Here is a 12,927-nt window from a genome sequence, read left to right as displayed (position 1 = left end):
GAGTGCTCCAGCGGTTATTGATCGGCAGCCAACAGTGCTCCTAGAAGGCTGCGGTCACGCTGGTAAATGTCGGGGCGATAGCGCGGCTGGCCGCTGCTGTCGGCTTCGGCTGTCCAGTAGGCTAGTAGTATAGGCATCGCTTTGCTCAGGCGAAATTCGTAGGTTTTCCCGGTTTCGAGTAGTCGCTCGAAGCGTTCTTGCTCATTCTCGGCGAGTAGCAGGTTGACCAGCTGCATCACCGATTCGACCCTTACGCAGCCGGAGCTGGTGGCTCGTTGCGCGCGGCCGAACAATCCCTGACTCGGGGTGTCGTGCAGGTAGATTGAGTACGGGTTGGCAAAGCGGATGGCCACCCGTCCGAGGGGGTTGTCCGGGCCTGCCGCCTGCCGCAGCAGGATGTTGCCGGGGTTGTTCCAGTCGATCAGCTGCGGGTCGAGCAGGTTGCCCTGGTAGTCCAGGACCTGCAGGTTTTGCTGCGCGAGGTAGTCGAGGTTTTCGCGGATCTTCGGCAGTTTGTCTTCCCGCAGAATGGTCGGCGGTACGGTCCAGGTTGGATTCAGTGTCAGGCGGGTCACACTGGATTTGATCGCAGGTGTCTGCCGCGTGCTGCGACCGACCTGGGCGCGGGTTTCCCATAGGGGCTGGCCATGGTGGATATGGATCACCCGTCCGCCGGCAATGTCCACCAGCAGAGATTGATCCTCGATATCACGGGAAAGCCAGCGGAAGCGCTCGAGATTCGCCCGTAACTGGCCGAGCCGCTCGTCCGCGGAGGCATTCAGTGCGGCAAGGGTCTCGACACCCAGCACGCCGTCATCCTGCAGTCCGTGATGGCGCTGGAAAGCCATGAGTGCAGCCTCATCAACGGCGTTGTAAGTGTCGGCATCGTCCGGAGATACGGCAGCCGCCGGAAGGTAATCGTCGGCGCTCAGGCGCTGGCGCAGCAGCGGCAGGCGCGGGTCTGTCATGCCGGGGCGCAAGGTCTTCCCGGATGGGATGTTCGGTTGCTCGGTGCGCTCGGCACGGCGTAGCTGCGCATAGGCCAAGCGCAGGTTGCGGTACTGCTCCAGTGCCGGGCGAGCCTTGTCGAAGGCCAGTCGTGGGGTTTTCAGCGCTTGCGCGGCGGTATCCAGCAGTTGCTCGTCCCGCTGGGTTGCCGGATCCTCGGTACTACGCCAGACCGGTTCGTGAAGAGCCTGGGGCAAGCGGCCGTGGGTCAGATGCTGCAGGGCCAGGAGATAACCATGGCTGGCGAGCAGATCGCTGCACTCGCGATGGAGCGGCTGCGTGGTTGCTGTATGTGCCGCGTGGCGAATGGCTTCGGTGTGATAGGTCGCAGGGTTTAACCCGTCATCGGCCAGCGCGTTGAGCTGGCTCAGCAATTCGTCGAGCTGTGCATAGGAAGTCCACAGGGGTTCGAATTGCGCGCGTGCATACAGCGCGGTCAGCTGCTGGCGTGCCTGTGAGTCGATATCGGCCAACGGTTTGCCGCACGCTTCGGGAAGCATTTGCAGCGCGCCCAGCATGGGGCCGGGGGCCTCGCTGCCGTCGGCGCATGCCAACAGTGGCGTGAGTAGAAGCGGCACGAGAAGACGAAATGCATGTTTTTTGTACAACGCTTCACTCCAGGCTGACTCGTCGGCTGCTAGACTCCGCCGCTGTAACCGGCTGCGGTACTGGGAAAAAAACCAAGCCACTAAAACATGTTTTGTCTGACGCAAGTGTATTCCGCCTGGGTCAGGCTTTTATACGCTATCTAATGGCGATCGGCGCCGGCTAGACGGGAAACCGCGGCATTGGCGCCGGATGGGGATCACGCACATGATGGTAACGCTAAGGCGCCTGTGCCTTGTCGCCGGCTTGCTGATGTCTGCGCCGCTGGCTCTGGCTGCGCCTTCTTATAAGCCTTTGCTGAACGATTTGGCGCGAGTTGCGCCTGCTCTGGATACGCGGGTACTGAGCCACGCCATAGCAGCCATGCAATGCGCCGTAAACAATGGTGCCAGCCCAGCCAAGCGGCTGGCAGTGATTGATTTCTCCCTCCCGTCCTCCGAGCGGCGCTTGTGGATCTTCGACCTTCAGCGCAAGCGATTGTTGCTGGAAGAGTTTGTCGCCCACGGACAGAAGTCCGGTGAGAATCACGCCACGCGCTTTTCCAATATCCTCGGCAGCCACCAGTCGAGTATCGGCCTGTTCCGCACTGCCGAGAGCTACCACGGCAAGCACGGCTATTCACTGCGCATGGATGGCCTTGAACCCGGCGTGAATGACCTGGCCCGCGAGCGTGCCATCGTCATCCACCCGGCGGACTACGTGAATCCGGATTGGATCGCCACTCAGGGGCGCATCGGTCGCAGCCAGGGCTGCCCGGCAGTACGCCCGGAAGTGGCGCGCATGGTGGTCGATAGCCTCAAGGGCGGACAGTTCATGTTTTCCTGGTATCCCGACCAGGACTGGCTGCAGTCCTCGGCCTATCTCAACTGCCAGCCTTCGCGGGTGGCGGGGATATTGGCGGCACGGCAGGGATAGGCTGCAATTATCTGCGCCGATGCCTCGGCTCTCGCGTTCTGGCTGAAAGGCCGGCCATGTGTGGAATAGACGTCCGGCTGACGTAGGGTGCACGCTTCACCGATCCATGCGTTTGGCGTTCCATTGCGGCATACAGCGCAGGCGATCTGCCGGCGGAGTTGCGGTGGATGTAGAAAGGCGGCATCCCCCGCGTTCATCTGGCCTACTTCTGCTCGCTCTGCGGCGTTACCCGCAGCACTTCTTCCAGGGTGGTCAGCCCGGCGGAGATTTTCTGCGCGCCGGACAGTCGCAGGCTGTGCATTCCGTCCTTGAAGGCCTGGCGGCGCAGGGCAAGGAGGTCGGTGTCGGCGGTGATGAGTGGTTTGATCGCATCGTTCAGCAGCATGATTTCGTACACCCCGGCACGCCCGCGATAGCCGGTATCTCGGCATTCGATGCAGCCCACCGCTTGGTGCGCGTGGGTCGGCAGCGGGGCGTTCCAGGGCTTGGTCAGAGTCTGCCAGTCATCAGCATTCAGTTGCACGGGCGTCTTGCAATGTGGGCACAGCGTGCGCACCAGGCGCTGAGCCATTACGCCCAGCAGCGTTGCGCGCAGCAGATAATGCGGCACGCCCAGTTCCAGCAAGCGGGTAATGGCGCTGGGCGCATCGTTGGTGTGCAGGGTGGAGAGTACCAGGTGGCCGGTCAGCGCAGCCTGAATCGCCATCTCGGCGGTTTCCAGATCGCGAATCTCGCCGACCATGATGATGTCCGGGTCCTGCCGCATCAGCGCGCGTACGCCGCTGGCAAACGTCAGGTCGATGTTGTGCTGCACCTGCATCTGGTTGAAGGCTCCCTCGATCATTTCGATCGGATCTTCGATGGTGCAGACGTTCACCTCCGGCGTCGCCAGTTGCTTGAGGGTGGTGTAGAGCGTGGTGGTCTTGCCCGAGCCGGTGGGGCCGGTGACCAGGATGATGCCGTTGGGCTGGCGGGTCATGCTCTGCCAGCGCCGCAGATCCTCGGCGGAAAAGCCCAGCTGGTCGAAGCCCTTGAGTAGCACTTCCGGGTCAAAGATGCGCATGACCATCTTCTCGCCGAAGGCCGTCGGCAACGTCGACAGGCGCAGCTCCACCTCGCCGCCATCCGGCGTTTTGGTCTTGACCCGACCATCCTGCGGTTTGCGTTTTTCGGCGACGTTCATCCGCCCCAGGGATTTCAGTCGGCTGACCACCGCCATGGTCACCTGCGGCGGAAATTGATAGACGTTGTGCAGCACGCCGTCGATGCGAAAGCGCACGGTGCCCTGCTCGCGCCGCGGTTCGATATGGATGTCGCTGGCGCGCTGGTCGAAAGCGTACTGGAACAGCCAGTCGACGATGTTGACGATGTGCGAGTCGTTGGCATCCGGTTCCTGGTCGCTGGCGCCCAGGTTGAGCAGTTGCTCGAAGTTGCCGGTGCCGCTGACCTTCTGGTCCGTCGCGGTGGCACCGCTGACCGATTTGGCCAGCCGGTAAAATTCCACCGTGAAGCGCTGCAGCTCCACCGGGTTGGCCACCACGCGCTTGATCGGACGCTTGAGGACGTGGGTGAGATTGTCCTCCCAGCTGCTCACGAAGGGCTGAGCACTGGCAATGGTCACGCTCTGGCTGTCCACCGCCACGGCAAGAATCTTGTGGCGTTGGGCGAAGGCGTAGGACATCAGCGGGGTGATGGCCGCAACATTGATCTTCAACGGATCGATGCGCAGGTAGGGTTGCCCAGCCTGCTCGGCGAGCCATTGGGTCAGGGTTTCCAGGTCCAGCTTCTTGTCGGGGCGCTTCAGATCGTCGAGCTGCTGCGCGGCGAGAAACTCCAGCGGGTGCTGCTGATTGGCCGCGGTGCTGCGGCGCAGGGTCATGCACTGCTCGGCGACATCCTGTGACAGTCTGCCCTGTGCCACCAGGTCACGCAGCAAGTCGTTGAGGTCAAGCAGGCGGTCAACGGAGGTCGGGGCGAAGGCGGACATGAAAGCTCCTGGGATGGCCGATGTAGGGTGGATGTTGCTTTACATCCACCGTGACGCCGACGGGTGGGATGCCACTCGGTGGATCGATGAAACGTGATCCACCCTACGCTGGCTCGCAGCTTACTTCGTCAGTACCTTCCAAGCCTTGAGCGTGCACACAATCCGCGCCTGCTCGATGCGGGCATCGAGTATTTCCTCGTTCACGGGTTGTTGCGCCAGCTCGTGGAGCTTGATCAGCTCGCCGTAGAGGCGGTCGACTTCCGGTACTTCCAGCACGTTGCGCGCCAAACGCAGCCAGACCAGCAGACGTTCCATGCGCGGGCGTTGTTCGGCCAGGTCTTCGGGCTGCTGCTGGTAGCGCAGCAATTGCAGGGCGGTGGCTTCCTCGCCCAGCTCACGTTGCAGCCACTTGGCCAGTTCGGCGGCACCCTGGCGGTCACCGCGCTTGTTGCGTTCAATGGTCCAGCCGCGCTGCCACAGCCAGAGCGAAGCCTTCAGGGAGAACAGGCCCCAGCGAGGCTGATCCAGCTCGGCGGAAAACTTGTTGGGTGCGCTCTGGCGGATATCCTCGTCGGCCTGGCCGGCTTCGATGCGCGGTCGCCAGTCATTGATCAGGCCGTCAAGCAGCTCGCGCAGTTCGCGGCTGCTGGCGCGCGGTGCGGCTTGGCCGAGGCTGCCGAGCAGGGCGCGCAGTTCGACCAAGTGCTGCAGCCACTGTTCAAGCAGCTTCCAGTGGCCCTTGAAACGATATTGTTCGGCCAGGCGCTGGCTGTTGCCCAGCAGCAGCCAGGCCAGCGCGGCGAAAGCATCGTCCAGCTGCATGTCCGCTTCGAGCTGTGGGGCCGGCAGCTGCAGGGAATAACTGTCGGCATCGTACAAGCGGTAGCCACGCTCGGCCTTGCTGATATCGCAGGGCATCAGCGCCAAGTCGGCAGCCAGCTCTACAGCCAGCTCCAGCAGCGCCTGGGGATCGCCCTGACGCAGTTCAAGTTCCAGTTCGCAGATTTCCTCGCTCTGCTTGCCAGCCACCACTTCGCCCAGGTCCAGCGCTGCTTCGATAACCACCTTGGCCTTGCCTCGGCCCCAGGCGATCTCTGCTTTTTCGCGGACAAAGTCGGTTTTAAAGATCGGTTTCAGGTTTTTCTTTTCCAGCTCAGCGAGCGCTGCCGGCCAGCAGTCATCTGTGAGTTTCCTGGTGTCCAGCTTGGCCTTGTCCAGATACCAGTCCCATTCGTTGCGCTCGGACAGGCCCGCCACGCTCTGGCCCCGACTTTTCAGGGTCTGAATGAACTGCTCGCCATCGCGGCGCAGGCGCAGTGCGACTTTCGCCTGAGCCAAGTCGCGTTCTGGCGTGTCGTAATACTGATTGAACAGCTCATGACGTTGCCAGCCGCCCTTGTTGCGCTTCTTCAGGAGCGGGTGATCGCGTAGCGCCGCGAGTGTGTCGCGACTGGCGCGCAGTTTGATTTCGGTTTCTCTGTGCATGATGCCGACGGATGCCTATACCAAGTTAGTATTACAGCTTGATGCCTACGGTAGCAGCCGCGATGGGCTAACCGTATACTTGCCGCCTTCTGAAGCCGGGGTATTCCCTATGCCAATCAATCCATTCGTCAGCCTGTTCGGGCGTTCGCCCATTGGCCCGATGCAACAGCACATGGCCAAGTCCCACGAATGTGCCGCTAACCTGGTACCACTGTTCCAGGCGGTGACGGCGGAGGACTGGGAGCGGGTCGAGCAGATCCAGAAAGAGATGGCTCAGCTGGAGAGCGAGGCTGACAAGCTCAAGAAGAATGTTCGACAGCACCTGCCCAAGAGTCTGTTCCTGCCGGTGCCGCGCTCTGATTTGCTGGAACTGCTGAGTGTACAGGACAAGATCGCCAACCGCGCCAAGGACATTGCTGGTCTGATGCTGGGCCGCTGCATGACCATTCCGGTGCCGTTGCAACCGAAGATGCTGGCCTTTGTCCAGCGTAGTGTCGATGCCAGCAACCAGGCGCTCAAAGCGCTCAAGGAGCTTGATTCACTGCTCGAAACCGGCTTCAGCGGTCGCGAAGCAGCGCATGTCGAAAGCATGGTCGAGGAGCTCGAGGAGATCGAGCGGGAGACCGACCGCATGCAGATCACGGTTCGCCGTGAACTGTACAGGCTGGAAAAGGAATTGCCTCCGGTAGACGTCATGTTCCTCTACAAGATCATCGAATGGATCGGTGACGTGGCTGACCGCGCCGAGCGCGTCGGCAATCGTCTGGAACAATTGCTGGCGCGTTGAGCGCCGGCATCCTTTTCTGGTTCAACAGGTAAATCTTTATGTCTTTTGTCTCGGAATACGGCTTCGTACTCCTGGTGCTCGCCTGCGCGTTCGGTTTTTTCATGGCTTGGGGCGTGGGCGCCAACGATGTGGCCAACGCCATGGGTACTTCGGTCGGCTCGCGTGCGCTGACCATCAAGCAAGCCATTCTGATCGCGATGGTTTTCGAGTTCTGCGGCGCCTATCTGGCGGGCGGGCAAGTCACTGAAACCATTAAAAATGGCATCGTCGATGCCGAGTTGATACCGCCGGATCTGTTCATCCTAGGCATGATGTCTTCATTGCTGGCCGCTGGCACTTGGCTGTTTATCGCCTCGGTCCGCGGCTGGCCGGTTTCCACAACCCACTCCATCGTAGGCGCAGTTATCGGTTTTGCTGCGGTGGGCATCTCGGCCGATGCAGTGCATTGGGGGGCAATCGGACCCATCGTCGCCAGCTGGGTGGTGACGCCTTTCATGTCGGGTGTGATCGCCTTTGGCCTGTTCATGAGTGTGCAGGCGTTGATCATGAACACCGACAATCCCTTTATGAACGCCAAGCGCTTTGTCCCGGTATACATGTTCCTGACCGGCTTCATGGTGTCCCTGATGACCTTCACCAAGGGTCTCAAGCATGTCGGCATCGATCTGGCCACCCCGCAGAGCCTGCTGCTTTCGATAGCCATGGGTGTAGTTGTGGCATTGCTCGGCATGGCGTTGCTGGCCCGCATCAAGGTTGACGAAGAGGCCGATCGGGCATTCCATTTCGCCAGTGTCGAAAAGGTCTTCGCTGTTCTGATGATTTTCACGGCCTGTGCCATGGCGTTCGCCCATGGCGCCAACGACGTGGCCAATGCCGTCGGGCCGCTGGCAGCGGTGGTCGGTGCGATCCAGGCCGGAGGCGACATGACCATTGGGGCCAAGTCCGCCGTCCCAGGCTGGGTACTGTTGCTGGGCGCCCTCGGTATCGTCATCGGTCTTGCCACCTATGGTTACAAGGTGATTGCCACTATTGGCCGGGAAATCACCGAGCTGACCCCCAGCCGCGGCTTCGCTGCAGAGCTGGCCACGGCTACTACCGTAGTCTCCGCATCGGCCCTGGGCCTGCCGATCTCCACTACTCATACATTGGTCGGTGCCGTGCTGGGCATCGGTCTCGCGCGCGGCATCGGCGCACTGAACCTGGGGGTTATCGGCAAGATCTTCACCTCCTGGCTGGTTACGCTGCCGGTTGGCGCTGCTCTGTCGATAGTTTTCTTCCTGATCCTCCAGGCAGTCTTCACCTGATGTAGGCCGAGATTGAATATTAAGGCGCCCCGTCCAATGGACGGGGCGTTTTGTTTTGAGCCGACTCCAACTGCACGGTGTTTCGTGTTTCACTGCGGCATCGTCCGATGAATCACGGAGGTAGCCGGTGGCCCTTCCCCCGCTCAAGCAGCGTTTCGCCGAACTCATTGCCGCCCCTTCGGTAAGTTGCACCCAGCCGCACTGGGACCAGACCAACCGTCCAGTCATCGAGCTGCTGTCAGCCTGGCTGGGTGAGCTCGGCTTTGTCTGTGAAACCCAGGAAGTAGAGCCCGGCAAGTTCAACCTGCTGGCCAGCTACGGCAGTGGCCCCGGTGGGCTGGTGCTGGCCGGGCACAGCGACACCGTGCCCTTCGATGCCGAGCTGTGGAAATCCGACCCGCTGCGCCTGCGCGAAGCCGATGATCGCTGGTACGGCCTGGGCAGTTGCGACATGAAGGGCTTCTTCGCGCTGGTCATCGAGGCGGTTCTGCCACTGCTCGACCAGCCGTTCAAGCAGCCGCTGCTGATTCTTGCCACTTGTGACGAGGAGAGCTCGATGTCCGGTGCCCGTGCGCTGGCCGAGGCTGGCCGGCCGTTGGGGCGTGCCGCGCTGATCGGTGAACCCACCGGCCTGCGCCCGGTACGCCTGCACAAGGGCATCATGATGGAAGGCATCAGCATCCTGGGGCAGAGCGGTCACTCATCCAACCCGGCTTACGGCCATAGTGCGCTGGAAGCCATGCATGCGGTGATGGGCGAGTTGTTGACCCTGCGCCAGCAGTGGCAGCACGAATACAACAACCCACTGTTCGACGTGCCGGTGCCGACGCTCAACCTGGGCTGCATTCACGGCGGTGACAACCCCAACCGAATCTGCGGCCAGTGTTCGCTCGAATACGACCTGCGTCCGTTGCCCGGGATGGACCCTGAGCAGCTGCGTGCGGCCATTGCTCAGCGCCTGCAGCCTTTGGCCGAGCAGCATCAGGTCCAGATCGAGCTGACACCGCTGTTTCCCAGCGTACCGGCCTTCGAACAGCCGGCGAATGGCGAGCTGGTCAGGCTTGCCGAACGCCTGACCGGCCATGGGGCCGAAGCAGTGGCGTTCGCCACCGAAGCGCCTTATCTTCAGCAGCTCGGCTGCGAGACCCTGGTGCTCGGGCCCGGCGACATCGCCTGCGCCCACCAGCCGGATGAGTATCTGGATCTCGACCGAATCGAACCTACCGTGAGGTTGTTGCGCGCCATGATCGATCACTACTGCCTGCAGCCAGCTAGCCGAGGATAGGAGCAGGTTTCTTCAGCGAATCTGCTCCATCCCCCGTTCCCTGACCCGACTACCGGACCTCAAGCTGCAATCTGAAGGCTTTAGCAACATGAACGATTACGTCACCTGGCTTCGCGACTCTTCCCCCTATATCAACTCGCACCGTGAGCGCACTTTCGTGGTGATGCTGCCGGGCGATGGCCTGGAAAACCCCAACTTCGCCAACATCGTCCACGACCTGGTGCTGCTGCATAGCCTGGGCGTACGCCTGGTGCTGGTGTTCGGCTCGCGCCCGCAGATCGAGGCGCGGCTGGCTGCCAGCGGCCTAGAACCGCGCTTCCATCAGGGGCTGCGCATCACCGATCCCGCTGCGCTGGCGTGCGCTATCGATGCCGTTGGCCATATGCGCATCGCTCTGGAGGCGCGGCTGTCCATGGATATGGCGGCCTCGCCGATGCAGGGCGCGCGTCTGCGCGTGGCCAGCGGCAACTTCGTCACCGCGCGGCCCATCGGTGTGGTCGATGGCGTCGACTACCAGCACACCGGCGAAGTGCGGCGTATCGACCGCAAGGGCATTGGTCGCCTGCTGGACGAGCGCACCATCGTGCTGCTGTCGCCACTGGGCTACTCGCCCACCGGGGAAATCTTCAATCTGGCCTGTGAAGACGTCGCCACCCGCGCGGCGATCGACCTGCAGGCCGACAAACTGGTGCTTTATGGTGCCGAGCGTGGCTTGCTCGACGAGGATGGCAATCTGGTGCGTGAACTGCGGCCACCGCAGATTCCTGCGCATGTGGCGCGCCTTGGCGGCGATTACCAGGCCGAGCTGCTGGATGCTGCAGCGCAGGCCTGCCGTGGCGGAGTGCGGCGCAGCCATCTGGTCAGCTATGCCGATGACGGTGCCTTGCTCAACGAGCTGTTCACCCGAGACGGCGGCGGTACCCTGGTAACCCAGGAGCAGTTCGAGCAGGTGCGCGAGGCGACCATCGAGGACGTGGGCGGGTTGATCGACCTGATCACGCCGCTGGAAGAGCAGGGCATTCTCGTGCGTCGCTCTCGGGATGTGCTGGAGCGTGAGGTGGAGCAGTTCAGCATCGTCGAGCGTGACGGCCTGATCATCGCCTGCGCTGCGCTCTACCCGATCCCCGACTCGGACTGGGGCGAGCTGGCCTGTCTGGCGGTCAATCCGGAGTACCGCCACGGCGGTCGCGGTGACGAGCTGCTTGCGCGCATCGAAATGCGTGCGCGCAAGTTGGGCCTGAAAACCCTGTTCGTGCTCACCACGCGCACCGCCCACTGGTTTCAGGAGCGGGGCTTCAACCCTTGCAGCGTCGAGCGCCTGCCGCCGGCCCGTGCCTCGCTGTACAACTTCCAGCGCAACTCGAAGGTATTCGAGAAGAAGTTGTAAGGCTGCAGAGCCTGACGCACATCAAGGGCCGAACACATTCGGCCCCGCCTTTTTCTGATGCTTAGATAGCGACGGACAGCAGGCTTGCCTGATAGGCAGCAACGAACTGGTCGAAATCCGGTCCCTGCTGCGCTTCCAGTTCGGCCTGCTCCTGTAGCGACTTCTGCGCCGCGGCTTCGAAACCGGCCTGCACGGCAGCGTTCAGTGGCTGGCTGCGGAAGAACTCGGCGTGTGCCCGGGTTTGGCGCAGAGCGAATTGGCTGAAGCTCTCGCCGTTGCGCTTGAGCTCGTTGAGCAGCTTTGCCGAGGGTGTCAGGCTGCTGTCGGCGACCTTGGCCCGCTGCACGTTCAGCGATTGCGTATGCGGGTTGTCGCTCTGGCCCTGGTCCAGCAATGCGGCGACCTGAGCGATCTTGTCAAGCAATTCATTGGCCCAGGTTTGCAAGGCTATCGGCTCGCCCTGGCGTTGCAGTTCCAGGCCCGGCTTGCGCCCTTCATTGACCACCTTGAGGAAGTTGGCCTGGCTGACGCCGCACTCGCCCTGCACCAGGCAGGGGCTGTCCTGCAGCGCGCAGAAGAGCAGAAAGGCGTCGAGGAAACGTGCTTCGCTGAGATCGATACCCAGCGGCAGGAAGGGGTTGATGTCCAGACAGCGCACTTCGATGTACTGGATGCCCCGCGCCTGCAGCGCGTGCAGCGGCCGTTCGCCGCTTTGGGTAACGCGCTTGGGCCGAATGCTGGAGTAGTACTCGTTTTCGATCTGCAGCACATTGGTGTTGAGTTGCAGCCAGTTGCCGTCGGCATCCTTGATCCCCATCGCCGCATAGTCAGGGTAGGGCGTGGAGACGGCCTTGTGCAGGCTGTCGGTATAGCTGGACAGATTGTCGTAGCAGGGTGTCAGGCCAGCCTGGGCGTTGCTCTGGTAGCCCAGGTCGCTCATGCGCAGGCTGGTGGCCCAAGGCAGGTAGAGCGTATCGGCATCGAGGTGTTCGAGCTGGTGCGTGCGGCCGCGCATAAAGCTGGCATCCAGCGCCGGTGAAGCGCCGAACAGGTACATCAGCAACCAGCTGTAGCGGCGGAAGTTGCGGATCAACGCGATATAGCGCGAGGACTGGTATTCCTGAAGGCTGCGAGTGTCGCCATCCTCGGCCTGCAGCAGCGACCAGAGCGCCTCGGGCAGCGAGAAGTTGTAATGGATGCCGGCGATGCACTGCATGGTCTTGCCATAGCGCAGCGCCAGACCCTGACGGTAGACATACTTCAGGCGGCCCACATTGGAGCTGCCGTATTCGGCAATGGGGATCAGCGCCTCTTCGGGCAGCGAGCCCGGCATCGAAGGGCTCCAGAGAAGCTCGTCGGTCAGCTTGGCATAGGTATAGCGATGGATGCTGTCCAGCTCGCTCAGCGTCTGTTGCGGATCGCTGGCGGTGCCGGTGATGAACTCCAGCAGCGCTTCGGAATAGTCGGTGGTGATCTGCGGGTGCGTCAGAGCCGAGCCCAGCGCCTGTGGATGCGGTGTCAGGGCCAGCTCGCCACGGCTGTCTATGCGCAGGCATTCACGCTCGATCCCGTGCAGGCATTGTGAGAGCAGCGGAAGGTGGGAGGGCTCGGCCAGCAATGCCAGGCGGTGGGAGAGAAGATCGCTCAATTGGGAATTCCTTCACGCATCAGTCGGCACAATATGGGGTGGCAAGGGGCAAGCTTCAAGCCGCAGCATCAAGAACAAGCTCGTCGGCTTCCCTTGGCGCCTGTGCGGTCAAGCCTGCGCCTTTTAGAGGCAGGCAAAGGTCGATTGTGCCTTGGCCACCAGCTTCTCACCTTGATGAACCTCGGCTTCGAGTACCTGGGTGCGCCGCCCGGCATGCACGACCCAGGCGCGGCAGGTGAGCTCGCCGTCGGTGACAGGGCGGATGTAGTTGACCTTGCACTCCAGGGTCACGCTGTTCGGCAAGCCGTCGTTGAGGCTGTGACTGGCCTGGCCCATGGCAGTGTCGATCAGCGAGAACAGGGCGCCGCCATGCAGCTTGCCGTGCAGATTGCGCAAGCCGTCGTGCATGGTCAGGCCGAGTACTGCCTCGCCGTTTTCAGCCTTGTGAATCTCCAGGCCCAGCAGGCGGCCAAAGGCGCTGGAATTGCCCACCGCCTCGACTTGAATGCTCATGC

The 12,927-nt window shown here is 62.1% G+C and carries 10 protein-coding genes; 5 read left to right on the top strand and 5 right to left on the bottom strand.

Annotated features, from left to right (window positions below):
* Positions 1 to 14: 14 nt before the first annotated feature.
* Positions 15 to 1,616 carry a L,D-transpeptidase family protein gene (locus BN1079_RS11005; RefSeq protein ID WP_037024352.1) on the bottom strand — a complete coding sequence of 534 codons (1,602 nt, stop codon included), beginning with the start codon at positions 1,614 to 1,616 and terminating at the stop codon, positions 15 to 17.
* A gap of 205 nt (positions 1,617 to 1,821) precedes the next feature.
* Between BN1079_RS11005 and BN1079_RS11000 the strand changes: the two genes are divergently transcribed.
* Positions 1,822 to 2,529 carry a murein L,D-transpeptidase catalytic domain family protein gene (locus BN1079_RS11000; protein ID WP_037026817.1) on the top strand — a complete coding sequence of 236 codons (708 nt, stop codon included), beginning with the start codon at positions 1,822 to 1,824 and terminating at the stop codon, positions 2,527 to 2,529.
* 202 nt (positions 2,530 to 2,731) lie between these two features.
* On the opposite strand, the gene tfpB is transcribed toward BN1079_RS11000, so the two are convergent.
* On the bottom strand, positions 2,732 to 4,516 hold the full coding sequence (gene tfpB, locus BN1079_RS10995; protein ID WP_037024351.1) for a type IV pilus assembly ATPase TfpB: 1,785 nt from the start codon (positions 4,514 to 4,516) through the stop codon (positions 2,732 to 2,734).
* A 120-nt stretch (positions 4,517 to 4,636) separates the two neighbouring features.
* Positions 4,637 to 6,001: a CYTH domain-containing protein gene (locus tag BN1079_RS10990; protein WP_037024350.1), complete on the bottom strand. Its 1,365-nt coding sequence runs from the start codon at positions 5,999 to 6,001 to the stop codon at positions 4,637 to 4,639.
* Positions 6,002 to 6,110: 109 nt separating this feature from the next.
* On the opposite strand from BN1079_RS10990, the gene BN1079_RS10985 reads away from it, so the two are divergent.
* From BN1079_RS10985 to argA, 4 genes are all read left to right on the top strand, one after another.
* Positions 6,111 to 6,788, top strand: coding sequence for a TIGR00153 family protein (locus BN1079_RS10985; protein ID WP_037026815.1), 678 nt, complete (start codon positions 6,111 to 6,113; stop codon positions 6,786 to 6,788).
* A 38-nt stretch (positions 6,789 to 6,826) separates the two neighbouring features.
* On the top strand, positions 6,827 to 8,092 hold the full coding sequence (locus tag BN1079_RS10980) for an inorganic phosphate transporter (RefSeq protein WP_037024348.1): 1,266 nt from the start codon (positions 6,827 to 6,829) through the stop codon (positions 8,090 to 8,092).
* A 127-nt stretch (positions 8,093 to 8,219) separates the two neighbouring features.
* Positions 8,220 to 9,377: an acetylornithine deacetylase gene (gene argE, locus BN1079_RS10975; protein ID WP_037024346.1), complete on the top strand. Its 1,158-nt coding sequence runs from the start codon at positions 8,220 to 8,222 to the stop codon at positions 9,375 to 9,377.
* 88 nt (positions 9,378 to 9,465) lie between these two features.
* Positions 9,466 to 10,764, top strand: coding sequence for an amino-acid N-acetyltransferase (gene argA / locus BN1079_RS10970; protein ID WP_037024345.1), 1,299 nt, complete (start codon positions 9,466 to 9,468; stop codon positions 10,762 to 10,764).
* Between the two features lie 61 nt (positions 10,765 to 10,825).
* Here argA and gshA read toward each other — a convergent pair whose 3' ends face one another.
* Together gshA and BN1079_RS10960 are read right to left on the bottom strand one after the other, a co-directional pair.
* The gene (gene gshA, locus BN1079_RS10965) at positions 10,826 to 12,412 is read right to left on the bottom strand and encodes a glutamate--cysteine ligase (RefSeq protein ID WP_037024343.1); all 1,587 of its coding nucleotides are present in this window, start codon (positions 12,410 to 12,412) and stop codon (positions 10,826 to 10,828) included.
* 123 nt (positions 12,413 to 12,535) lie between these two features.
* Positions 12,536 to 12,925 (bottom strand): PaaI family thioesterase, encoded by a 390-nt coding sequence (locus BN1079_RS10960; protein WP_052114467.1) that lies wholly within the window; start codon positions 12,923 to 12,925, stop codon positions 12,536 to 12,538.
* Positions 12,926 to 12,927 lie beyond the last annotated feature (2 nt).

Source organism: Pseudomonas saudiphocaensis (genome assembly GCF_000756775.1).
GTDB classification, from domain to species: Bacteria; Pseudomonadota; Gammaproteobacteria; order Pseudomonadales; family Pseudomonadaceae; genus Stutzerimonas; species Stutzerimonas saudiphocaensis.
The sequence above is the reverse complement of the archived record's forward strand: the minus strand, read 5'-3'. Positions and strand labels throughout refer to the sequence as shown.

Coding starts and splice junctions, on each gene's coding strand:
- BN1079_RS10980 (WP_037024348.1), top strand. CDS start 6,827: ATGTCTTTTGTCTCGGAATACGGCTTCGTACTCCTGGTGCTCGCCTGC.
- BN1079_RS10985 (WP_037026815.1), top strand. CDS start 6,111: ATGCCAATCAATCCATTCGTCAGCCTGTTCGGGCGTTCGCCCATTGGC.
- argA (WP_037024345.1), top strand. CDS start 9,466: ATGAACGATTACGTCACCTGGCTTCGCGACTCTTCCCCCTATATCAAC.
- BN1079_RS10990 (WP_037024350.1), bottom strand. CDS start 6,001: ATGCACAGAGAAACCGAAATCAAACTGCGCGCCAGTCGCGACACACTC.
- BN1079_RS10960 (WP_052114467.1), bottom strand. CDS start 12,925: ATGAGCATTCAAGTCGAGGCGGTGGGCAATTCCAGCGCCTTTGGCCGC.
- BN1079_RS11000 (WP_037026817.1), top strand. CDS start 1,822: ATGATGGTAACGCTAAGGCGCCTGTGCCTTGTCGCCGGCTTGCTGATG.
- tfpB (WP_037024351.1), bottom strand. CDS start 4,516: ATGTCCGCCTTCGCCCCGACCTCCGTTGACCGCCTGCTTGACCTCAAC.